This is a genomic window from Devosia sp. LjRoot3, from assembly GCF_964252865.1.
Taxonomy (GTDB): Bacteria; Pseudomonadota; Alphaproteobacteria; order Rhizobiales; family Devosiaceae; genus Devosia.
This window is the reverse complement of record NZ_CAXUPK020000006.1, coordinates 50,598-72,429: the sequence shown is the minus strand read 5'-3', so window position 1 is coordinate 72,429 and position 21,832 is coordinate 50,598. Positions and strand designations below refer to the sequence as shown.

17 protein-coding genes and 1 pseudogene are annotated in these 21,832 nt (G+C 63.1%); 6 read left to right on the top strand and 12 right to left on the bottom strand.

The genetic code is table 11. The features are described from left to right. Positions 1 to 97: 97 nt before the first annotated feature. The 9 genes from ACSQ2A_RS19975 to ACSQ2A_RS19935 all read right to left on the bottom strand — a co-directional run bounded on the left by ACSQ2A_RS19975 (position 98) and on the right by ACSQ2A_RS19935 (position 11,300). Positions 98 to 889 (bottom strand): HpcH/HpaI aldolase/citrate lyase family protein, encoded by a 792-nt coding sequence (locus ACSQ2A_RS19975; RefSeq protein WP_436073651.1) that lies wholly within the window; start codon positions 887 to 889, stop codon positions 98 to 100. Beyond that, entirely contained in the window at positions 889 to 2,085 is a 1,197-nt protein-coding gene (locus tag ACSQ2A_RS19970) for a CaiB/BaiF CoA transferase family protein (RefSeq protein WP_436073650.1), read from the bottom strand. Before ACSQ2A_RS19970 ends, ACSQ2A_RS19975 begins: the two co-directional genes overlap by 1 nt. After that, complete coding sequence (locus ACSQ2A_RS19965; RefSeq protein ID WP_436073649.1) at positions 2,082 to 3,149, bottom strand: ABC transporter ATP-binding protein; 1,068 nt, start codon at positions 3,147 to 3,149, stop codon at positions 2,082 to 2,084. The genes ACSQ2A_RS19970 and ACSQ2A_RS19965 overlap by 4 nt, the downstream gene beginning before the upstream one ends. A 12-nt stretch (positions 3,150 to 3,161) precedes the next feature. Further along, entirely contained in the window at positions 3,162 to 5,258 is a 2,097-nt protein-coding gene (locus ACSQ2A_RS19960; RefSeq protein ID WP_436073648.1) for an ADP-ribosylglycohydrolase family protein, read from the bottom strand. Between the two features lie 9 nt (positions 5,259 to 5,267). Next, a complete protein-coding gene (locus ACSQ2A_RS19955; protein WP_436073647.1) occupies positions 5,268 to 6,437 on the bottom strand; it encodes an ADP-ribosylglycohydrolase family protein in 1,170 nt (389 codons plus the stop codon). 220 nt (positions 6,438 to 6,657) lie between these two features. Further along, positions 6,658 to 8,091 (bottom strand): extracellular solute-binding protein, encoded by a 1,434-nt coding sequence (locus ACSQ2A_RS19950; RefSeq protein ID WP_436073646.1) that lies wholly within the window; start codon positions 8,089 to 8,091, stop codon positions 6,658 to 6,660. Between the two features lie 232 nt (positions 8,092 to 8,323). After that, complete coding sequence (locus ACSQ2A_RS19945; RefSeq protein WP_295414142.1) at positions 8,324 to 9,223, bottom strand: carbohydrate ABC transporter permease; 900 nt, start codon at positions 9,221 to 9,223, stop codon at positions 8,324 to 8,326. Further along, positions 9,223 to 10,233: an ABC transporter permease gene (locus ACSQ2A_RS19940; protein WP_436073645.1), complete on the bottom strand. Its 1,011-nt coding sequence runs from the start codon at positions 10,231 to 10,233 to the stop codon at positions 9,223 to 9,225. Before ACSQ2A_RS19940 ends, ACSQ2A_RS19945 begins: the two co-directional genes overlap by 1 nt. 14 nt (positions 10,234 to 10,247) lie before the next feature. Next, on the bottom strand, positions 10,248 to 11,300 hold the full coding sequence (locus ACSQ2A_RS19935) for a LacI family DNA-binding transcriptional regulator (protein WP_436073644.1): 1,053 nt from the start codon (positions 11,298 to 11,300) through the stop codon (positions 10,248 to 10,250). A gap of 201 nt (positions 11,301 to 11,501) precedes the next feature. Here ACSQ2A_RS19935 and ACSQ2A_RS19930 point away from each other — a divergent pair. Both ACSQ2A_RS19930 and ACSQ2A_RS19925 read left to right on the top strand, forming a co-directional pair. Beyond that, positions 11,502 to 13,421 (top strand): annotated as a pseudogene (locus ACSQ2A_RS19930) (ribonucleoside triphosphate reductase). Continuing rightward, entirely contained in the window at positions 13,378 to 14,031 is a 654-nt protein-coding gene (locus ACSQ2A_RS19925; RefSeq protein WP_436073643.1) for an anaerobic ribonucleoside-triphosphate reductase activating protein, read from the top strand. Before ACSQ2A_RS19930 ends, ACSQ2A_RS19925 begins: the two are co-directional and overlap by 44 nt. Here the strand turns inward: ACSQ2A_RS19925 and ACSQ2A_RS19920 are convergent. After that, positions 14,028 to 15,617 carry a copper resistance CopC/CopD family protein gene (locus ACSQ2A_RS19920; protein ID WP_436073642.1) on the bottom strand — a complete coding sequence of 530 codons (1,590 nt, stop codon included), beginning with the start codon at positions 15,615 to 15,617 and terminating at the stop codon, positions 14,028 to 14,030. The two genes, ACSQ2A_RS19925 and ACSQ2A_RS19920, sit on opposite strands and share 4 nt — an antisense overlap. A 273-nt stretch (positions 15,618 to 15,890) precedes the next feature. On the opposite strand from ACSQ2A_RS19920, the gene hemN reads away from it, so the two are divergent. Beyond that, the gene (gene hemN, locus ACSQ2A_RS19915; RefSeq protein ID WP_436073641.1) at positions 15,891 to 17,246 is read left to right on the top strand and encodes an oxygen-independent coproporphyrinogen III oxidase; all 1,356 of its coding nucleotides are present in this window, start codon (positions 15,891 to 15,893) and stop codon (positions 17,244 to 17,246) included. Here the strand turns inward: hemN and ACSQ2A_RS19910 are convergent. Together ACSQ2A_RS19910 and ACSQ2A_RS19905 are read right to left on the bottom strand one after the other, a co-directional pair. Further along, the gene (locus ACSQ2A_RS19910) at positions 17,243 to 17,827 is read right to left on the bottom strand and encodes a UbiX family flavin prenyltransferase (protein WP_436073640.1); all 585 of its coding nucleotides are present in this window, start codon (positions 17,825 to 17,827) and stop codon (positions 17,243 to 17,245) included. The genes hemN and ACSQ2A_RS19910 overlap by 4 nt on opposite strands. After that, positions 17,824 to 19,335 (bottom strand): UbiD family decarboxylase, encoded by a 1,512-nt coding sequence (locus ACSQ2A_RS19905; protein WP_436073639.1) that lies wholly within the window; start codon positions 19,333 to 19,335, stop codon positions 17,824 to 17,826. Before ACSQ2A_RS19905 ends, ACSQ2A_RS19910 begins: the two co-directional genes overlap by 4 nt. Before the next feature lie 107 nt (positions 19,336 to 19,442). Between ACSQ2A_RS19905 and ubiT the strand changes: the two genes are divergently transcribed. From ubiT to ubiV, 3 genes are read left to right on the top strand one after another with little or no spacing between them, the layout of a single operon-like run. Continuing rightward, positions 19,443 to 19,937, top strand: a complete 495-nt coding sequence (gene ubiT / locus ACSQ2A_RS19900; RefSeq protein ID WP_436073638.1) for a ubiquinone anaerobic biosynthesis accessory factor UbiT — start codon at positions 19,443 to 19,445, stop codon at positions 19,935 to 19,937. A 3-nt stretch (positions 19,938 to 19,940) separates the two neighbouring features. Then, positions 19,941 to 20,918, top strand: a complete 978-nt coding sequence (ubiU, locus tag ACSQ2A_RS19895; protein ID WP_436073637.1) for a ubiquinone anaerobic biosynthesis protein UbiU — start codon at positions 19,941 to 19,943, stop codon at positions 20,916 to 20,918. Positions 20,919 to 20,920: 2 nt separating this feature from the next. Continuing rightward, positions 20,921 to 21,826 (top strand): ubiquinone anaerobic biosynthesis protein UbiV, encoded by a 906-nt coding sequence (gene ubiV / locus ACSQ2A_RS19890; protein WP_436073636.1) that lies wholly within the window; start codon positions 20,921 to 20,923, stop codon positions 21,824 to 21,826. Positions 21,827 to 21,832 lie beyond the last annotated feature (6 nt).

Sequence of the window (21,832 nt, the reverse complement as noted above, 5' to 3'; positions counted from 1 at the left end):
GGCGCCTAAACACCCACCGTGTCATCCCCGCGAAAGCGGGGATCTCCGTTTCGGAACCGGGATTCCGCTTTCACTGGAATGACACCGGGGAGGGGGGCTACTCCACCTGCCGCAAAATCGCCGCCGCCCGATCCCGCAACGGCTTGTCGATCATCTTCCCATCCAGGCTAACCGTCCCCTCGGTCGCCATCACCGCCCTTGCCCACTCGATCTCCGCCGCACTGGGCGCAAAAGCCTCATTCAACAGCGGCACCGCCGAAGGATGCACACAGGTCGCCCCATCAAACCCATGCCGCCGCGCCTCCCGCGCCGCCTCTGCAATGGCCTCCGTATCCGCATAATCGGCGATCGAGCGCAGCAGCCCCAGCGAGCGTTTCCCCGCTGCCTTGGCCGCATAATGCACCAGCAGTTTCGGCATGCGCAGCACATCCGGATCCGGCACCCCGCCCAGCTCCAGCGCAAGGTCCTCGCTGCCAAGATTGATCGCAGCCAGCCGAGGATGCCGGCAAATCGCCGCCGCATCCAGCACTCCCGCCGGGCTCTCGATCGTCGCCAACACGGGAACATTAGCCCCACCATGCCGCCGCATCATCACGTCGAGCTCGTCCACAGCCGCAACCGAATTGGCCTTGGGAAAAACCAGCAGATCCACCCCCGCCGTCAGCGCCGCCGCAACATCCGCCTCCGATCCGGAGTTAATCCGCACCGCCACACCGCCCGAACCCTGCCGCAGGCTCTTCACGGCCTCGGACAAACTCCCCCGCGCAAAATCCTTGCGCTCTTCCGGCACTGCATCCTCAAGATCAAGAATAACCGCATCCGCCCCCCGCAAATGCGCCTTGGCAATGAACCGCTCCTGATCAGCCGGCACATAGAGCAGCGAACGCATCAGGCGCCCCTCCGGAATTCCCCATCAAACCCCAGTTCCGCCAGCAATTCCGCGCCATGCTCATTGAGCCCCGGCGCCGGCCGCCGAAATCCGCCCGGCGTGCCAGAAAGCCGCGGCAGAACATTGTGCATCGGCATATCGCCGAACTCTTTGTCCTCAAGCGCCACGACAATTTCGCGCTCCTGAAAATGCGCATCCTCCATAGCGTCGCCGATATTATAGACCGGCCCCACCGTCGCTCCTGCCGCTCGCATTTCCGCCAGCGCCGCATCCCGTGTGCGCGTCGAGAACCACTCGGAAATCGCCGCATCCACCAGATCGCGATGTTTCACCCGATCCGAATTACTCGCAAAGCGCGGATCGTCATTCATGTCCGGCCGCCCGATAATCTCGAAAATCCGCCGCGCCACCGTCTGGGTCGACCCCGACAGAGCGACATAGCCCCCATCGGCACAGCGATAGACGTTCCGCGGTGACGCCGTGTTGGACGCACTACCCACCCGCTGCTTAATCTTGCCAGTTTTCGCAAAAATCCCCGCCTCGGGCCCGAGTACCGAGAACATGGATTCGAGCAGCGACAGATCAATCACCTGCCCCCGTCCACCCCGCACATCGCGGGCATAAAGCGCCGTCATCACAGCCGAAGCGCCATAGACGCCGGCGATCATATCGGCCAGCGCCAGGGGCGGCAGCACTGGCTCGCGATCGGGAAACCCCGTCCGATCAGCAAAACCGCTCATGGCCTCAACGATGGTCCCAAACCCCGGCAGATGCGCATAGGGCCCGGTCTGTCCAAACCCCGAAATCCGCACCACAACCAATCGCGGATTGCGCTCCAGCAAGGTCTCCGGCGCCAGCCCCATCTTTTCGAGCGTCCCCGGCCGAAAATTCTCGATGAACACATCGGCCGTATCGATCAGCTTCAGCAGCACATCCATCTGCGCCGCTTCGCGCAGATTAAGGCAAATCGACCGCTTGTTGCGCCCATAGGCCTTCCAGAAAAAAGAGTGTCCCTCCTCCTTCCAGTCGCGCAGCGGATCGCCTTCTGGCGGCTCCACCTTGATGACATCGGCCCCAAAATCCCCAAGCTGCAGGCTCAGCATATTGCCCGCCATCAGCCGCGACAGATCGACAACGCGAATGCCCTCCAGCGGTCCCGTCGCCGCGCCATCAAACCGAAGCTGCGCAAAACTCACCGGTCGAGCCTTTCCCCGCTCGCCTTGTCAAACACCAGCACCTTTGCCGGATCGATCCCGAGCCCAATCGCCTGGCCCGGCGACAGCAGCTCCGCATCGCGAATGACGACGCTGATCTCGGTCGCCCCGATCCGCGCCCGCACTTCCTGCGCCTCGCCCGTCGGCTCCACCACCAGCGCCTCGGCGGCAACGCCGCCCGCAGCCAGCCCGATATGCTGCGGCCGAATGCCATAGATCACGGGCGTGCCAGCGGGCAGCGACAGCGGACGGGGAATTGGGAGTTTTTCCCCGCCCGCCAACGCCACATGAGACACATCCGGTCCGAGCGTTGAAACCTCAAGCAGGTTCATTTCCGGCGAACCGATAAAGCCCGCGACAAAGAGATTATTGGGATCATTGTAGAGGTCGAGCGGCGCGCCGGCCTGTTCGATCTTCCCGCCATTCAGCACCACGATCGTATCGGCCATGGTCATGGCCTCGGTTTGGTCATGCGTCACATAAACCGTGGTTTTGCCCAACCTCTGATGCAGCGCCTTGATCTCGCCGCGCATGCGCACGCGCAGTTTCGCATCGAGATTGCTCAGCGGCTCGTCGAACAGAAACGCCCGCGGATTGCGCACAATGGCGCGCCCCATGGCCACGCGCTGCCGCTGCCCACCGGAAAGCTCCTTGGGCAGGCGATCAAGCAGGTTTTCGAGCCCCAGGATCGCCGCCGCCTCGGCCACCCGCTTGTCCCGCTCGGCCTTCGACACTCCGGCGAGCCGCAGCGCAAAGCTCATATTGTCGGCGACCTTCATATGCGGATAGAGCGCATAGGATTGGAACACCATGGCGAGGTCCCGCTCCTTGGCGGGCATGTTGTTGACGACCTTCCCGCCAATGGTGATCTCGCCGCCGGAAATCGGCTCCAGTCCGGCAATCATGCGTAGAAGTGTGGACTTGCCGCAGCCCGAGGGCCCGACCAGCACCACGAACTCGCCCTTTTCCATGGTCAGCGACAGGTCCTTGATGACCGTCACGCCGCCATAGTTTTTGCTGACATTGCGGAGTTCGATTTCCGGCATTTTCTTGGCCTCCTACTTTTCCGTCACGGCAAAGCGGTCAACCGCCATGCGGCCCGCCGAGCCCAGCCGCAGCCCGGACATGCCATAGGCAAAGGTCTTGTCAGTTGCGGACCCCAAAACCTTGCCGTCGATAGAGAACGCCAGCTTGTCGCCCTCAACAGCAAGCTCCAAGCGATAAACCCGCCCGGCCTCCGGCTTGAACGGCACGCTCGCGAGCACCGTCTGCCCAAAGTCATGCTTCACAATGACCGCTTCGCCATTCTGGAACCCGGCCGCATAGAACCGCCCCGTGCCCTGCACGCGCGCCGTCACCAGCTGCGATTGCCCGGCCAGAACTTCTAGGTCGGCCGACACCGTCACGTCGCGGCTATAGTAGTGCCCGGTCCACATATCGGCATCGCTCGAAGCGTGCCCATGGATGCGGCCAAACTGCTTGGTCCAGTGCCCGCGGTTCCAGGTAAAGCGCGAAATCGCGCCCCATTCCTGGATTTCCGTCGCCGGATCGATGGTGAGATGCCCCGGTCCCGTCACGCTGAAATCCGCGAGGAACAGCCGCCCGAGGAATTTTAGCCGCCCAAAATACTCGACCGAAATACCGATCTCGTCGATTGCCTCAACCCCATCGGGCACCACGAATTCATAGTCCTGCCAGCCATCATGGGAAGGCACATGCCAGGCGCCGGTTTCTTCGATGGTCCCGCTCATGGCGCGACGCACATAGGGCGCCACCCGCAGATTGCCGTCGCCATTCCACGGATCGAGCCAGAGCTTGAATTTGACCACCTGACCCGCATCCACCACCGGCGAGAACATCGGGCGATAACGCTCGTCGTCAAAGTCGCTGCGGCGATAGAAGGGCTTCCAGAAAATCCGCCCGCCCTGTCCGCGCTCCAGCCGGTCGAGTTGGATCTCCAGCGACCCGCGCGATCCCTCGACATGCCGCTCGTCCGAGTGCCTCAGGCTGATCTGATTGAAGCCCTCGGTCCTAAAGCCATGCGTCGAACCCGGCAGGTCGAAATCGAAGCGCAGCCCGCGGCGGGTAAAATCTTCCAGCCACAGCGCCGGCACATCGCGTCCCGCAAGTTGCAGCGCCAACACCGTCAGTTCCCGCGCAAAACTCGGAATATCGACGATATTGATCGAGCCCACGATACCCGAAGCAATCAGAAAATCGCTGATCGGCTTGCGATACTTGTCCCAGCCCGCATCGAGCCCCTGGAACGTCCCGACGATCGCCGCGGCATTGCCCGCATTACAGTCCGTATCCCAGCCCGCCATGGTGGCGATCTCGGCCGTGCGCGGCAGCGAGCCTGCACCATAAAGGATCGACATGATGGTCACCCCGGCATTGGGGATGATGTGGCAGACGCCGGGATAGCGATCATAGCCCCAGTCCGCCGTCAGCATGTCGCGGCAAAGCCGCCAGTTGTCGGGGTTGGCCTTATGGAAATCGATCACCGCCCGGCAGACTTTTGCATAGGTCGAGTTGGCATCAATCTGAGCCATCGCCGTCTCGATGATCTCGTCGATCGACTTGGCTTCAAACGCCGCCGCAATCGCCGCCGCGCAGAAGCGCGCGCCATTGAGCCCATCGCCATCATGCGCCACTGATGCCGCCATGGCCGACATATCGGCCGCGCGCTTGGGATTGCCCGGGTTCACCCAGCCCCAGCTATCGATGAAAATCTGCCCGCCGATCTGCTCGGCCACGGTCGTGCCATTGGTGGCAATCGAGCCCGAATGCGGCGCCGGAATGCCGGCCTGCAGGTTCTTGTAGGCGGTGTGTTCGGTCGAGACGCCAAACCCGCCCCACCAATACATGCCATGCTCTTCGGCTGCATAGTTGAGCCAGGTCTTGCCCACATCCTCGGCCGTGCAGTCGAGCCCATAATCGCGCAGCGCGCGGATAAAATAGACGGGGCCATTGGTGTCGTCGTCAGCAGCGAAATTCTTGAAATCGCGGAGATATTCCGTCACCTCGCCATAGGTCTTCTGGATGCGGTCATAGCTCCAGATGGTCGGCTCCACGGGCGCGCCAAGCCGCACGCCGATGGCCTTGGCGATGAAGCCGGCATAGATCTTTTCAAGGATTTGTTGTTCGGAGAGCATGGGCAACTTTCAGGCGAGATTGAGTTGAGCAAAGGCCTCTTCGCGGGCGCGGGCAGCGGCGCGATCAGCGGCAATGATTTTGGAAGCCGTCGCCGCAAAGGCGTCAGCCGAAGTCATGAGATCGAGTCGATTGGCCGAATTGAGCTGGGCAAGATCGGCGGCATCGATAACCGCCTCGCCATGCAGCGCCCCGAGAATGGCGCCGGCCATGACGCCGATGGAATCCGTATCGCGCCCCGAATTGATCCCGTCCTCGATCGAGGTGCGGAAATTGCCCTGATTGAGGAGGCAGAAGCCGAGCGCTAGAGGTAATTCCTCAATCGCCTGCAACCGGCTCGGCCGATAGGCATCGGTCAGCCGCCCGACCTTTTCGGGCATGTGGTTGACGTCGTCGCCCATCACCGAGAAGGGCGCGATGGCCGCGTGAAACGCGTCGCAAATCTCGGCATGCTCCGCGCCGCTGCCGCGCAACCGATTGGCCACATCGGCAATCTCGGCAATGGCATCGCGCGTACCGTCCTTGGCGAGGCCCAGGACGGTTTCAACCACGCCTTCAATGGTTTTTCCCGGCACAAAAGCCGCAGCCACCGCCGCCGCCGTCACGCCGGCCGCTTCGAGTCCATAGCTTTCCTGGTGTCCCGCAGCAAAGGCGATCGCCTCGTCATAGGCCGCCCGCGGATTGGCCGCATTGGCCACTCCGATCGGGGCGATATACATAGCCGCCCCGCAGTTCACCATATTGCCGATCCCGCCCTGGCGTGGGTCACAATTGGACAATTGGTGCCGCTGGAAAATCCACTTCTCGGGATAAAACAGTCGATCGATCAGCATGGCTTCGCGCTGCAATTCCGGTACCCAGCGCGGCGTCCAGGCGATCTGCTTGACCATGCCGTCGGCCATGTCCCAGGCGTCGAGATGCCGTCCGGTATCGGCATAAATATCCATCAGCGCCAGGGTCATCATCGTGTCGTCGGTGATGATGCCGTCGCCGCGCACGCGGTGGTTCCGCTGTTCGGGCGGCAGGTCCATCTTGTGCCAGCGCGTCATCACCGATGTCACGCGGCCATAGCGCGCCCTGATCTGCGCCGCCGACAGTTTTTCAACCGGCGCGCCCAGCGCATCTCCCAGGGCAATGCCATAAAGCATGGCCCGAATGCGGGACTGGAAGGATGGGGTCATGTCGACTCCGACTCTTTTATATTTCAGTTGTCGCCGGGATCATGACCCGGCGCTTGCCGTGCGCTTTCAGTCGACACCCCCCCCCCCTTGTGAGGAGGGATCAAGGGTGGGGGTGTGAGCCACGACATCGCGGCTCTCGCACCCCCTCCCAGCCTCCCCCATCAAGGGGGAGGTGCCGTCCTGTGGACCTGACAGCATCCCGTCAGGCCCGGTCTGTCGCTTACTCGCCCAACACAGTCCTTGCGTGCTCGGCCATACGTTCGCCACCGGCAGCATTGTACTCAGCAACAAACGCATCCCACTGGTCGATCCCGGCTTCGCCAGTGACAAACTTGGCAACCCACGAGCGGTAGACCTGCTCGGTCGCATCGACATCGGCAGCGTATTCGGCCGGCCAGACAAAGGCATTGTCAGCCACGAAGTTCGCCTTGATCGTGTCGAGTGCTTCCTGCGCGGTGGCCGAGAGCAGCGGGGTCGGCGGGGTCCAGTTGGCAGCGTTGAAGAAGCGCGCATACCAGGTCGAGATCGCGTCGGTGAACGTCACCGCGCCGCTCGCGTCCTTGGTATATTGCGTGCCCTCAAAACCCATGCGGTCGATATCCTGGCCTTCCTTCGAAGCCATGAAATCGAGCACCTTGAAGGCTTCTTCCTTGTGCTCGGAGAGCGAGGAAATGGCCCAGCCGCGCGATTCCTTGGAAACGTCGACCGCTGCCAGACCCTGGCCGCCCGGGCCCGAGGGGATCGGCAGCAGGGTGAGGGAAATGTCCTCGCCCGGATGCGCCTGGCGCATCTTGCCCGCATAGATGTCGATCACTTCGGGCGAGGAGCCAAACACTACGCCGGCCTTGCCGGTGTAGAACTTGTCTTCCTTCACGTCGAACGTGTTGGTGACATATTCCTTGTCGAAGAGACCTTTTTCCGCGAGCCGCGCATAGAACTCGATCTTTGCCTTTTCGGCATCGGTCACGCGGGCATTGACCCACTGGCCATCGGCATTCTTCATCCAGGTGCCGGTCACGCCAAACGCCTGGTTGAAGATGGAGTCGAGTTCGCCCGTATTGCCAAAGCCGGTCAGGCCAAGCGTATTGCCGGCTGTCCCATCGCCATCGAGATCGGCGTCATGAATGGCCTGGAACAGGGCCTCATATTCCTCGACGGTCTTCGGCGCTTCGAGGCCAAGCTTTTCCAGCCAATCCTGGCGGATCACCGGCTGCGGTGCGCGCGGCGGGTAGATGTAGAGCAGGTACGGATAGTTCGCGAGGCGATCGACATTGTGCGGCCAGAGCGCTGCCTTCACATGCTCCGAACCCTCGATATGCGCCGTCAGGTCTTCCAGAATCCCCTGGTCGGCCATCTTCTGGTCGCCGCCCTGGAAGTAGATGATGTCGGGAATATCACCCGAGAGCAGCATCACGCCCAGCGCTTCGCCATAGGCCGAAGTGCCGCTCGGCAGGTCGATGGTCTGGATATCGACATCGACGCCCTGCGCCTTGAGCGCGGCTTCGATGGCTTCGATTTCCTTCACGTCATCCGGGTTGGTCGAAAGCAGGTCCTTGCTGACAAGGCGCAGTGTCGTCTGGGCCATGGCCGGCGCGGCAATGCCGGCCAGCATGGCAACAGCCGTCGTCGCCAGGAGCAGTTTCTTCAGTGTCATTGGTAGTCTCCTCCGTTGTTTTTTGGTCACACCGCTTCCGCGGAATTTTTGGATTTTTGGCTCGGTGCTCTCTTCACCTCTCCCTTCGGGGGAGAGGTCGACGCGAAGCGTCGGGTGAGGGGGCCTTCGGCAACCACGAACCAAGACGAAGGCCCCCTCACCCGTCTTGCTGCGCAAGCCGACCTCTCCCCCAAAGGGAGAGGTGAAGTCACGCTCGTGGTCGCAAACCCTCTCATCCCTTCAGCGCCCCCGACATGGTGCCCTTGGTGAAATATTTGAGGATGAGCGGGTAGATCGCCAGGATCGGCAGGATGGTGATGAAGATCATCCCGGCCTTGAGCGCACGGATGTTGATCTGCGCCAGCCCGATATTGTTGTTGGCATTGTTCGCCCCGACGATGGCGATCTTGTCGCCCTCGATCACGAACTGCCGCAGCACCACCTGCAGCGGCCATTTGGTCTGGTCGTTGAGGTAGATCATCGAGCGGAAGAACTCGTTCCAGTGCAGCACGAAGTAGAACAGCGCAATGGTGGCAAGCGCCGGCTTTGCCAGCGGCAGCACGACCATGAAGAAGGTCTGGAACGGATTGGCGCCATCGAGCTCCGCAGCTTCCAGCAGCTCCTTCGGAATCTCCTCGAAGAAGCGCACGAGGATGATCAGGTACCAGGCGCTGACAGCCTTATAGAGGATCACCGACCAGGGCGAATTGAGGAGGCCCAGCCGTTTCATCAGGAAGTAGTCGGGAATGATGCCCGGCTCGAAGACGATGGTGACCAGCACCATCAAAAAGATCAGCCGACGCCCGGGCAGGCCCGGCCGCGACAGACCCCAGGCCATTAGCGCCGTACCCATCACGCCGATCAGCACGCTGGTAGAGGTCATCCAGATCGAGTTGAACAGCCCGCGCTGCACATTGGGGTGCTGCAGGAGCAGCATCCACACATCGAGCGAGAACCCATCGGGCACGATGGAGAGCCCCGAGAATCCGGCCACCTTGCTCGGATCGGTGAACGACAGGGCCAGCAGGTTCAACAGCGGCTGCAGGGTAAAGACAACCAGCAGCAGCAGGGTTGAAACAATGAGCACGTATTCGACCCGCTCAAGCGGGCTGCGGCGTACCTGGCTAGCCATCACCACACTCCCTTGCCGGTCAGCTTCTTGCTGACGAGATGCGAGGTGATCACGAGGATCATGCCGATAACCGCCTTGAAGAGGCCAGCGGCCGTGGCGAGGGCGTACTCACCCGTCGAAAGACCCAGTCGGTAGACATAGGTGTCCAAGATATCGATGGTCGAGGCGTTGACGTCGTTCTGCATGTTGATGACCTGGTTGAGGTCGGCGCTGAGGAACATGCCCATATTGAGAATGAAGAGCGTCGCGATGGTCGGCACGATGCCGGGAATGGTGACGTGCCAGATTTTTTGCCAGCGATTGGCTCCATCCATTTCCGCCGCCTCATAAAGCTGCGGATCGATGGCGAAGATGGCGGCGAGATAGAGCAGGCTGTCCCAGCCGGCCGAGCGCCAGATTTCCGAGATCACCAGCACCCAGCGAATGGTGCCGGTATTGGTCATGTAGCTGATCGGCTGGAAGCCGAGCGCCGTCTGGATCTGGTTGACCGCGCCGTCCGTAGGCGAGAGCAGGGCGATGAACACGCCAGAAATGACAACCCAGGAGAGGAAGTGCGGCAGATAGATCGCCGACTGCAGCGTGCCGCGTAGCTTGCCGCTGCGGATTTCGTTGAGTAGCAGCGCCACGATGATCGGCACGGGGAAGACGAAGAGGATCTTCATGCCCGAAATGATCAGGGTATTGGCCAGCACCTGATAAAAGATCGGGGACGAAAACAGGACCTGAAAGTTCTTCAGCCCGACCCAGATATTGGGCGGGATGATGCGCACCTGCTCGAAAGCCATCTTGGCTTCCCAGATCGGCACGTAGTGCCAGATGATGAAAAAGATCAGTCCCGGCGCCATCATGGCGTAATAGGGCCACCACTGTCGCACTTGCGCCCTGAACGTTACGCCAGACGGTAACAGTCTGTTACCCAACTCCTGCCCCGCGCCACCCGCGACGGCGTCAGCGTTGGGAACGTTCCCATTATTGGGTGCAGCAATGCCACCAGCACTTGGTTCCGCCATCAGTCAGATCCTCCCTACCCCGCCAGTTTGCGGGGTTCGCGCGACAGATCGGCGAGCGAGGCCCGATCGACCAGCCGGCAAGGCATATAGACGCGGCCGTGTTCCGGCCGTCCTTCGATTTCGTCGAAAAGGCTCTCCACCGCCCGCGTGCCGATGTCCCGGCCGGGCTTGGCAATGGTCGTCAATCCCGGAAGCGTAAAGGCGCCTGACGGGATGCCGTCAAAGCCAAGGATCGACACATCTTCGGGGCAGCGCAGGCCGCGCTCGCGCACGGCCATCATGGCGCCGATCGCCATCATGTCATTGGCGGCAAAGACGCAGATATGGACGACATGCGGGCGGTCGAGTAGCCGCAACATGGCCTGCCGCCCGCCCTCGAACGTATATTCGCCGTCCTCGACAACGAGCTGGGCAGGGTCCACATCCCTCTCGATGCAATGACGCTGCACGGTGTTGAGAAAGCGCGTGCGCGCCAGGCGGAATTTCGGCCCGGCAATAATCAGCGGCGCATGGTGTCCCTTGGAAACCAGATGGTTCAGCCCCAGCGTCACTGCCTGGGCAATATCGGAACCAACGCTCGACACATCGGCAAAGCGCTCGGCGCTCGAACCGATCAGCACGAAGGGCAGGCCGAACCGGTCGAGATCATCGAGCGCATCGGAAACCGGATTGACGATCGCGCCATCGACGCGCGCCCGGCGCAAGGCCCGCAAATGGCTCTCTTCCTTGGCCGGGTCCCAGTCCGAGGAAAACACCAGCAGGGAAACATCCGCCTCCGCCGCTCGATCCTGCGCGCCCCGCGCCACATCGGCCCAGAAGGGGTTGGTGATGTCTGGAATAACCAGGCCCAGCATGCCCGAGCGACCGGACCGCATGCCCACCGCCAGGTGATTGCGCTCATAGCCCACGGCTTTTGCCGCCGCGAGCACGCGCTCGCGCGTCTCATCGAGGATGCTTTCCGCACCCGCAAGGGCCCGCGCCGCGGTGCTTTTAGACACCCCGGCCCGTTCAGCCACATCGATGATGGTAGGCCGGCGCTTGCGCAACGGCAGATCCTCCGCGGTCAATTTGTCATGACCTTCGTGGGAACGTTACCACGCGTTAGCGCGATGTCAACCGTCCAGCAACCAATCCGCCAGTTCGGACCCGAAGTGCTACCCAGTCGGGGCCGATCTTTGCGTCAGCGCAAAGACGGTCAAGGCATACCACATCTATACATTTCGCAGTCGCGCCATACTAAGGGTTGTGAAATGCATCGCGAAAAACCAGTGAATCCGCAGACAGTGGCGCCCCAGGTCGCGGTTGGCCAGAGTATCGAGGAATATCTCGACCGCTCCGACTGGCGGGTGAACGCCAATGCCAATCAGGGCTATTCGCTGGGCGGCCTCATCCTCAACATTTCGGGCAAGGTCGTCGCCAATTATTGGCTGTCCCACCTCTATCCCGCCGAAATCGGAGAGGCCCATCGCGAGGGCGACATTCATATCCATGACCTCGACGTGCTCGCGGGCTATTGCGCCGGCTGGTCGCTGCGCATGCTCCTGACCGAAGGGCTCAACGGGGTGCCGGGCAAGGTCGAATCCGGCCCGCCAAAGCATTTTTCGAGCGCCGTCGGGCAGATCGTCAACTTCCTCGGCACGCTGCAGAACGAATGGGCCGGCGCCCAGGCTTTTAGTTCCTTCGACACCTATATGGCGCCCTTTGTCCGCAAGGATGGGCTCAGCTATCGGCAGGTCCTGCAGTCAATGCAGGAGCTGGTCTACAATCTCAACGTGCCCTCGCGCTGGGGCACCCAAACCCCCTTCACCAATCTCACCTTCGACTGGACCTGTCCCGAGGACCTCAGGGATCAGGTGCCGCTGATCGGCGGGGAGGAGATGCCGTTCCGCTATGGCGACCTCCAGGCCGAGATGGACATGATCAACCGCGCCTATATCGAGGTGATGAGTAATGGCGACGCCCTGGGGCGCGTCTTCACCTTCCCGATCCCCACTTACAATATTGCGCCCGATTTCCCTTGGGACAGCGAGAATGCCGACCGGCTTTTCGACATGACGGCCAAATACGGCCTGCCCTATTTCCAGAATTTCCTCAATTCCGAGCTCAAGCCGCACATGATCCGCTCCATGTGCTGCCGCCTGCAGCTCGACCTCACCGAATTGCTCAAGCGCGGCAATGGCCTTTTCGGCAGCGCCGAACAGACCGGTTCCATCGGCGTCGTGACGGTCAATTGCGCCCGGCTGGGCCATGTCTATCGGGGTGACGAAGCCGGGCTTTTTGCCCACCTCGATGCTCTCCTCGATCTCGGGCGCATCAGTCTCGAGATCAAGCGCGACGTGGTGCAGCGCTATATGGATGAGGGGCTCTATCCCTATACCAGGCGCTATCTCGGCACGCTGCGTAATCATTTCTCGACGCTCGGGGTCAATGGCGTCAACGAGATGATCCGCAATTTCACCGGCGATTGCGAAGACATCACCACGGCCTGGGGGCATGCCTTTGCGGTGCGCCTGCTCGATCATGTGCGCAAGCGCATTACCCAGTTCCAGGAAGAAACCGGCAACATGTTCAACCTCGAAGCGACGCCCGCCGAGGGCGCCACCTATCGCTTCGCCAGGGAAGACCGGAAGCGGTTTCCCGGCATCATCCAGGCCGGAACCGACGAAAATCCCTACTATACCAATTCCAGCCAGCTCCCCGTCGGCTTCACCGATGACCCCTTCGAGGCGCTGGAAAAGCAGGACGAATTGCAGCGCAAATATACCGGCGGCACGGTGCTGCATCTCTATATGGGTTCGCGTCTGTCCTCGGGCGCGGCCTGCAAGAAGCTGGTGAAGCGGGCGCTGAGCAATTTCCGCCTGCCCTATATCACCGTCACCCCGACATTCTCGATCTGCCCCACCCACGGCTATCTCGAAGGCGAGCACGCCTTCTGTCCAAAATGCGACGCCGAACGGCTCGCAGCCAAGCGGCAGGCCGCCGCATGCTGAAAGGAAAACCGCATGAATATGATGACGACAAAGCCACTGCGCGCCGAAATCACCCTCACCGAAGAAGAGCGTCAGCCCTGCGAGGTCTGGACCCGCGTCATGGGCTATCATCGCCCCGTTTCCTCCTTCAATCGCGGCAAGAAGGGCGAGCATAATGAGCGTCGGTTCTTCAGCGAAAAGCAGGCAGCGCTCGGCTGAGCTGCGCGTTGGCGGGCTCACGAAAATCTCCACCTGCGATTGGCCCGGCGAACTGGTTGCCACCATTTTTTGCCAGGGCTGCCCCTGGGATTGCGGCTATTGCCACAATCCCCACCTCATCCCTCCCACCTCAGAGGACACGATCCCGTGGTCCGAGGTCATGGATTTTCTTGCGAGCCGGCGGGGGCTGCTTGATGGTGTCGTCTTTTCCGGCGGCGAGCCGACCCTGCAGGCCGCGTTGCCCGACGCCATAAGGGCGGTGCGGGGCCTCGGTTTTCGGATCGGCCTCCACAGCGCCGGCCCCTATCCGGGCCGGCTGGCGCAGGTGCTGCCGCTGATCGATTGGATCGGCTTCGACGTCAAAGCCGCCTTTGCCGAATATCAGCGCGTCACCGGGGTTGCAGGCAGCGGCGCCAAGGGTCGGGCCAGTCTTCTCAAGGTTCTGGCGAGCGGCATTGCCTGCGATATCCGCACCACGGTGCACGATCTCCTGCTCGACGAAATGGCTCTGGCGCGGTTGACCACCGAGCTTGAAACGCTTGGCGTTCCCGCCCATCGCCTGCAGCCGTTCCGGGCGACCGGCTGCACAAATCCGGCGCTGCTGGCCTAGGGCGCCAGATCGAACTCGCCGCTGAATTTGACCAGTTTGAAATCGCTGACCCGCACCTCGACCTCCACGGTCCAGGCGCCGGGCAGGGGCAGTGGCATGCCGTTGGCGTGCCAGGTCCCCGCTGCATCCGCCTCGGCCGAACGCGTCATGGGCGCAAGATCGGCGCCGACCGGCTCCACCGAAAGGCGCACCGCCCTGGGGGCGACTGTTTCGCCATCCGCCGTCGAGAGGCCGATGCTGAAATCGACCGGTCCGACTTTTGCCGGCGCAATCTGGACCGTGGCAACAAAGTCGCCTTGGGTGAGGGTCAGTTCGGCCGCCACCGGCTGTTCAAGGGCCAGAGCCCGCGGCGGCGGGGTAAAGCGCCAGCCGGAAACGAGGCAGAGAATGGCAAGGACCAGGATGATTTCGCCAAGGATGGACCGGCGCATGCGCCCGATCGCCCCGGCATCCCCCGCCGCAGCGGGCGCGGTCAGCGCCCAGCGGTTCCAGCAGGCTATGGCAAAGAGCCCGGCCAATAGCAGCAGTTTCGCGGCGAGAATAGCGCCATAGCCCGAGAGCCAGGCGGGACCGGGCCAACCCAATTGCACAACGGCCAGAACCAGGCCGGACACAACCAGCGGCGCCACAGCGAAGGGAATGGCGCGGGAGAATTTGACGAGCGGCAGCGTTGCCACGGCGGGGTCGGCGCGCAACAGCAGGATCAGCGGATAAAGCGCGCCCACCCACCAGGCGATGGCGACCACATGGAGGAAAAGCGCCGGCTTCATCAGCCATTGCGGCTGGGCAGCGCTCGCATGCCCGCTAAGGGAAATGGCGAGGCCGACCAAAAGAATGGCGGCAATGCCCAGGCCCTTGCCCCAGCCGGCGCTCTTTGCGCCAAGGCCCACCAAGGCGATCACCAGGGCGCCCAGCGCCACCAGACTCGTCTGCCCGTAGACGGAAGCGACGCCCACAATCCAGACCCGGCCCTCCGTCAGATTGCCAAGCCCGAGCCCCAGAATATCGAGGCCCTGCAGGCCGATGACCAAAAACGCGGCCACCATGCCCGCAACGCTGGTGATCATGCTCAGGCGCCGGGCCGGTTGGGGAAGAAGTGGGGAGAGCGCCCGAAAGGCCGCGCCGCCCGCCCCGAAGAAAAGTCCGACAAAGAGAACGATCCGGGTCACCCAAAGCGTGGCCGCCACCTCCGAATGGAGTGGCGCCACCTCAGCCACGACAGGTTCGGCCCCCGCAGCGCCGACGGAAAAGCTCGTCGTGCCGGCTATGGGATGCCCATCTGCAGAAATCGCGCGCCAGCTGATCACACGCGTTCCCGCCGCCTGATCGGCGGGCAGTTCGATGGTGAGGGCGTTCCCCACCGCAGAAACCGTGTCGAGCGGGCTCGTGGCGCCATCAAGGCCGACAAGGAGCACGGCAAGCGGGCTGACCGGTTCGTTGAAGGTCAGGACCAGCTCGGTCGGCGCTTCAGTGAGCACGGCGCCGTCGGCCGGCTGCGCGCTGAGCAGGCTCGCATGGGCAAAGACCGGCAGCGTGAAAACGATCGTCAGGAGCGCGACAACCGCGGCGGCGACAAGGCTACGCAAGGCTAACTCCGGCTAGAAGGAAAGCACTGTGTCCACGAAGCGCTTTCCTGGGATGGTGGTGGTCATTCAGCACAATTGCAGCCTCATAGCGCTCTTTCATCGGCATGGCACTCAATAGGCGCATTCGCCCCCGTTGCACTTGTTCTGGATCAACCGGGGCCATCCCATCCGGAAGGAGAGGCATGCGCGCAATCCCGATCCGGTTTGATCCGCATCAATCTCGCTTTCGCCCCGAGTGATACTGGCTCCTGGTCAAACAAATCAGGTGCGGCGATGCAGGACCAAACCACTTTTCTGGTCGAGAAATATTCAACGCCGGTTCCCCGCTATACCAGCTATCCCACGGCGCCGCATTTTCATGCCGGCATCGACACGAAAACCTATGCCCGCTGGCTCGCGGCCCTGCCCGAGCGCGCCACCATCTCGCTCTATCTCCACATTCCCTATTGCGATCGGCTCTGCTGGTTCTGCGGTTGCCACACCAAGCACACGCTGCGCTATGAGCCGGTCGCCGACTATCTGCTGGCGCTTTACGACGAGATCGCCTGGGTTTCCCGGCAATTGCGCGGGCATGGCAAGGTGACGGCCATCCACCTCGGTGGCGGCTCGCCAACGCTGCTTGCGCCCGAGGATTTTGCGGTGCTCAAGCGAAAACTTGCGGAGCATTTCAATATCGCGCCTGATGCCCAGATCAGCATCGAGATCGACCCCAATGATCTCGATGACGGGCGCTACGACGCCATGGCCGATTTCGGCCTGACCCGCGCCAGCATCGGGGTGCAGGATTTTGACCCCAAGGTGCAGCAGGCGATCAACCGCCTGCAGACGTTTGAACAGACACGGGACGTTGTCGCCGCCATGCGGGCGCGAAATGTCCGCTCGGTCAATCTCGACCTCCTCTATGGCCTGCCGCACCAGACCGAGGCGGGGCTTGAAAGCACCATCGCTTCGGCCTTGTCCCTGGCGCCCGATCGGGTGGCGCTCTTCGGCTATGCCCATGTGCCCTGGATGAAGCCGCACCAGAAGATGATCCCCGAAGCAGCCTTGCCCGATCGTCACGCCCGTTTCGCCCAGGCGCAACTGGCGGCGGACCGGCTCGAGGCGTCGGGCATGGAGGCGATCGGCTTTGACCATTTTGCCCGGCCCGACGACGGGCTGGCGATTGCGGCCCGCACCGGCCGGCTCAGGCGCAATTTCCAGGGCTATACCGAAGATGGCGCCGATGCGCTGATCGGGCTTGGCGCTTCCGCCATCGGCCAATTACCGCAGGGCTATGTGCAGAACATTACCGCGACCGGCGAGTATCGCAAGGCCGTCGCAGGCGGCGATGGCGCCATAGCCAAGGGCTTTGCCCTGATGCCGGCGGATAAGTTGCGCGCCCATGCCATCATGACACTGCTGTGCAAATTCACCCTCTCGCCCCGGGACCTCTCGGGCTTTGGCGAAGCCGGCCTGGCGCTGTTCCACGAAATAGAGGCCATCGCCCTGGTGGACGAGGACGGGCTGGTGGAAATGGCCGAGGGGCAATTCCGCGTCACCGCTCGCGGCCGCCCCTTCGTGCGCTCCATCGCCGCGCGCCTCGACAGCTATTTCGGCCAGGGCGCCGCGCGCCACTCGCTCGCGGTTTAGGCAAGACCCTGCCCGGTCCACGGGCGGGCCTCAGGCTCGCCCGGCAGCGCGAGCAGGTCAATGGCGCGCGCCGCCAGATGATCGACAATGTCGGCAACCGTCTGCGGCAAATGGTAAAACGCGGGAACGGGCGGCATCACCATGGCACCCATCTCGGTCACCGCCAGCATGTTCCGCAAATGGCCCAGATGCAGCGGCGTCTCGCGCGCCAAAAGCACCAGCCGCCGACGCTCCTTGAGCTGCACATCGGCGGCGCGAGCAATCAGATTGTCGCTGATGCCGCAGGCAATTGCGGCGAGCGTGCGCATGGAGCAGGGCGCCACGATCATTCCCGCGACCCGGAAAGAGCCGCTGGCAATGCTGGCCCCGATATCGTCATGGGCGTGAAACTGGAATGCCAGCCGGCGCAGTCGTTCGAGCGCGCCCGCGTCCACTTCGTGCCGTAAGGTTCGCTCCGCCGAGGGCGAAACCACGACATGGGTTTCCACATCGCCGCGCGCCGCCAGTTTTTCGACCGCGCGCAGGCCGAGAGCCGCCCCCGAAGCGCCGGTCAGCGCGACAATGACGCGTTGCTTGCTCATATGCCCAATCCCAGGCTCGGCCAGATGGCGTCAATGCGGGTGGCCACGTCTGCCGACATGGTAAGCGGCCGTCCCCATTCGCGGCTGGTTTCCGCCCCGATTTTGTTGGTGGCATCAAGCCCCAGTTTACCCCCAAGGCCCGGATGTGCCGAGGCAAAGTCGAGATAGTCGATGGGCGTGTCGGGCACGACAACCAGGTCGCGCGGGGCATCGAAGCGGGTGGAGAGGGCCCAGATGACATCGGCCCAGTTGCGCACATCGATATCGGGATCGACGGCAATGATCAGCTTGGTCATGCTGAATTGCGGCAGCATGGACCAGAGCCCCATCATCACCCGCCGCGCCTGGCCCGGATAGCGCTTGTCCACGGCCACAACCATGGCGCGATAGGAACAGGCCTCCGGCGGCAACCACAGATCGGTGATCTCGGGAAATTGCCGCCTGGCCAGCGGCACGAAAAGCGGCGTCATCGCCTCGCCGAGCCGGGAAGGCTCGTCCGGCGGGCGCCCGGTATAGGTCGAGAGATAGATGGGATCGCGCCGGGAGGTCACGGCCGAAACCGTCATCACCGGAAACGGCTCGACGCCATTATAGTAGCCGGTATGGTCGCCATAGGGGCCTTCGGGTGCCGTTTCGCTGGCCGAAACCGTCCCCTCGATCACCATTTCCGCCTCGGCCGGCACGGGCAGGTCGACGCTGGTCGCCCGCCCCACCGGGCTGGCGCGGCGACGCAATACGCCGGCAAAGGCCATCTCGTTGATGCCATCGGGCAGGGGCATGACCGCCGCCAGAATGGTCGCGGGATCGGCGCCGATGGCGACCGCAATGGGCATGTCGCGGCCCTGTTTCTGCCAGAGCCGATGATGCCGTGCGCCGCCCCGGCTCGGCAACCAGCGCACAATCGCCCGGTTCGGCCCCAGGACCTGCATGCGATAGATGCCGACATTGATGTCATCGGGATCGTCCGGCGCCCGGGTGATGACCAAGGGCCAGGTGATCAGTGGTGCCGGTTCCCCCGACCAGCACCACTGGATCGGCAATCGCGTCAGGTCTATGGCCCCATTTTCGCGAACCACCTGCTGGCAGGCGGGACGTTGCACGCTTTTGGTGCGCAGGGTCAGCGCCGCCTTCAACATGTCGCGCTGCGCCCAGGCGGCCCTGAGATTGCGCGGCGGTTTTGGCGAGCGCAGATCGGCCAGTGCCTCACCCAGAGCCGGCAGATCGGCAGCGTCGAGCCCCATCCCCAGCGCCACGCGTTCGACCGTGCCGAAGAGGTTGACGAGCATGGGCATCGAGGCAGCCGTGCCATCGGCGAGCTCTGGCTTTTCCACCAGCAGCGCCTGCCCGTGATCGGCCAGCACCCGACGATGAATCTCGGTGATCTCGTGCCGCACACTGACCGGCTGGGAAATTCGCTTCAGCAGCCCGCGTGTTTCCAAAAGGTCCAGAAAACCTCGAAGCGTGTCGGCGGTGGGGTGGCGCAGCGGCGGGAGCAGGGGTGAGGACATGGCCAGACCCTAGCGCCGTCAATCCCACCCATCTTTGCGCCACATCAACGTGAGGGGGGCTGGCGCGACCTAGATTTTGCCCGCGTTCACCAACAGGACCTCGCCCGATGTTGCTGCCCCGGCCTCTCTCCCGTGCCATCGATCACGTACCGCTCGGCGTCGTGCAGCGCGTGGTCGACGCGGTCTTTCACCGCGCCTTGCAGCAGCACCCCGACCTCTTTGATCGCCTCGGTTCCCAGGCGGAAAAGAGCTTTCGCTTTACCCCCGCCGACCTCGACCTCAGCTTCGTCATTCACCCCGCCCGGCGCACGATCCGCGCCTATCGCAAGGACAAGGCACCGCCCGTTTCTTCCGCCGTTTCCGGCCCTATGCTGATGCTGCTGGCTTTGCTCGAAGGGCGCATCGATGGCGATGCGGTCTTTTTCTCGCGCAGCCTGACTGTGACCGGCGACATGGAGGCCATGCTGGCCCTGCGCAATGGGCTCGATGATTGCGGCTTTGACCTGCCCGCCGATCTCTCCGGCCTGGCCGGCCCCTTTGCGCAGCCCTTCCGCCGGGTGGGCGAGTTGGTGCGGCAGCGCGCCCTGGTCGGGATCGTCTGAGCCATGGAACTGATCTGCCCAGCCGGCACGCCCGCCGCCTATCGCGAGGCCGTCGAAGCCGGCGCCGATGCCGTCTATTGCGGCTTTCGGGACGAAACCAATGCCCGCAATTTCCCCGGCCTCAATTTTAGCCGCGCCGAACTTAGGGAAGCCGTGGCCTTCGGTCATGCCCGTGGTGTCCAGACCTATGTGGCACTCAACACTTTTATGCGTGCCGGGGCCGAGGAGCTGTGGTTCCAGGCGGCCGACGACGCGGTCGCGGCGGGTGCCGATGCCGTCATCCTCGCCGATCTTGCACTGATGGAGCATGTGGCGACCAATCACCCCGGCCAGCGCCTGCATGTCTCGGTGCAGGCCTCGGCCTCCAATGTCGATGCCGTCAGCCTCCTGGTGGAGAGCTTTGGCGCCAAGCGCCTGGTGCTGCCCCGCGTGCTGACCGTGCCCGAAATCGCCAATATCGCGCGGCAGGTCGATTGCGAACTGGAGGTCTTCGCCTTTGGCGGGCTCTGCGTCATGGCCGAGGGGCGCTGCTCGCTCTCCTCCTATATCACCGGACAATCCCCCAATATGCAGGGCGTCTGCTCGCCAGCGAGCCATGTGCGCTATCGCGAGGACGGGGCGGAGATGGTGTCCGAACTCGGCGGTTTCACCATCAATCGCTTTGGCGCCGATGAGCCGGCGGGCTATCCGACCCTATGCAAAGGGCGGTTCCATATTGCCGACGAGGACGCCTATGCCTTCGAGGACCCCGTAAGCCTCGATGTCATGGATCATCTCGATGCGCTGAAAGCTGCTGGGGTTACGGCGCTCAAGATTGAGGGCCGGCAGCGCGGCAAGGCCTATGTCGCCCAGGTCGTTTCGCAGCTGCGCTCGGCGCTTTCGGCCGCGCCCGCCGATCGCCCCGCGCATCTCGCCCAGCTCCGGCGCCTCAGCGAGGGCCAGCGCACCACGTCCGGGGCCTATGAGAAGAAGTGGCGCTGACCATGGCTGAAACGAAAACGCTCAAGATCACCATGGGGCCGGTCCCCTATCTTTGGTCGGGCGAAAAATGGCGCGATTTCTATTACCGCATCGCCGATTCGGGGCATGTTGATGCGGTGACGCTGGGTGAAGCGGTCTGTTCCAAGCGCGACCACTTCACCCGGCCCTTTCTTCCCGAGGTCGTCGAGCGCCTGGAAAAGAGCGGCAAGGCGGTGGCTCTGGCTTCGCTGATCCTGGTGACGCAGGAGCGCGAAGTCGCCGCGACGCGAAAGCTTGCCGTTGCGACCAGTCTTGTCGAGGCCAACGACCTCTCAGCCCTGCGGCTTCTCGCCGGCAGGCCGCACCTCGTCGGCCCCTTCGTCAATGTCTACAATGCTTCCACGGCGCGCCTGCTCATCAAGCGCGGGGCTGTCCGGCTCTGCCTTGGCCCCGAATTGTCTGAAACGTCGATTGGCCCGATCATCGCCGGCGCGCCGGATGCGGAATACGAGGTCTTTGCCTTTGGCCGCCTGCCGCTGGCGATTTCGGCCCGCTGTGCCCATGCCCGCGCCAAGGGGCACGCCAAGGACAATTGCCAGTTCGTCTGCGGCGACGAGCCCGATGGGCTCGATGTCGATACGCTCGATGGCCAGCCCTTCCTCTCCATCAATGGCGTCCAGACGATGTCGCGCCATTGTCAGGTCCTGTTCGGCGAATTGCCGGGGCTGGCGGCGCTCGGTGTTACCCATCTCCGCCTCTCGCCGCAGGATTGCGACATGGTGGCGGTGGCGCAGCTCTTTGCTAGAGTTCGCGACGGCGCGCTTGCCGCCGACGAGGCCATGGAGCGGCTGCGGGAAATCTATCCGCAGGCGCCCTTCGCCAACGGCTTTCTCCATGGCGAGGCCGGGATGAACTGGGTCGCTGCCTGAACGGAG

Coding starts and splice junctions, on each gene's coding strand:
- ACSQ2A_RS19975 (WP_436073651.1), bottom strand. CDS start 889: ATGCGTTCGCTGCTCTATGTGCCGGCTGATCAGGAGCGGTTCATTGCC.
- ACSQ2A_RS19965 (WP_436073649.1), bottom strand. CDS start 3,149: ATGCCGGAAATCGAACTCCGCAATGTCAGCAAAAACTATGGCGGCGTG.
- ACSQ2A_RS19960 (WP_436073648.1), bottom strand. CDS start 5,258: ATGCTCTCCGAACAACAAATCCTTGAAAAGATCTATGCCGGCTTCATC.
- ACSQ2A_RS19955 (WP_436073647.1), bottom strand. CDS start 6,437: ATGACCCCATCCTTCCAGTCCCGCATTCGGGCCATGCTTTATGGCATT.
- ACSQ2A_RS19950 (WP_436073646.1), bottom strand. CDS start 8,091: ATGACACTGAAGAAACTGCTCCTGGCGACGACGGCTGTTGCCATGCTG.
- ACSQ2A_RS19945 (WP_295414142.1), bottom strand. CDS start 9,223: ATGGCTAGCCAGGTACGCCGCAGCCCGCTTGAGCGGGTCGAATACGTG.
- ACSQ2A_RS19940 (WP_436073645.1), bottom strand. CDS start 10,233: ATGGCGGAACCAAGTGCTGGTGGCATTGCTGCACCCAATAATGGGAAC.
- ACSQ2A_RS19925 (WP_436073643.1), top strand. CDS start 13,378: ATGAGCGTCGGTTCTTCAGCGAAAAGCAGGCAGCGCTCGGCTGAGCTG.
- hemN (WP_436073641.1), top strand. CDS start 15,891: ATGCAGGACCAAACCACTTTTCTGGTCGAGAAATATTCAACGCCGGTT.
- ACSQ2A_RS19910 (WP_436073640.1), bottom strand. CDS start 17,827: ATGAGCAAGCAACGCGTCATTGTCGCGCTGACCGGCGCTTCGGGGGCG.
- ACSQ2A_RS19905 (WP_436073639.1), bottom strand. CDS start 19,335: ATGTCCTCACCCCTGCTCCCGCCGCTGCGCCACCCCACCGCCGACACG.
- ubiT (WP_436073638.1), top strand. CDS start 19,443: ATGTTGCTGCCCCGGCCTCTCTCCCGTGCCATCGATCACGTACCGCTC.
- ubiU (WP_436073637.1), top strand. CDS start 19,941: ATGGAACTGATCTGCCCAGCCGGCACGCCCGCCGCCTATCGCGAGGCC.
- ubiV (WP_436073636.1), top strand. CDS start 20,921: ATGGCTGAAACGAAAACGCTCAAGATCACCATGGGGCCGGTCCCCTAT.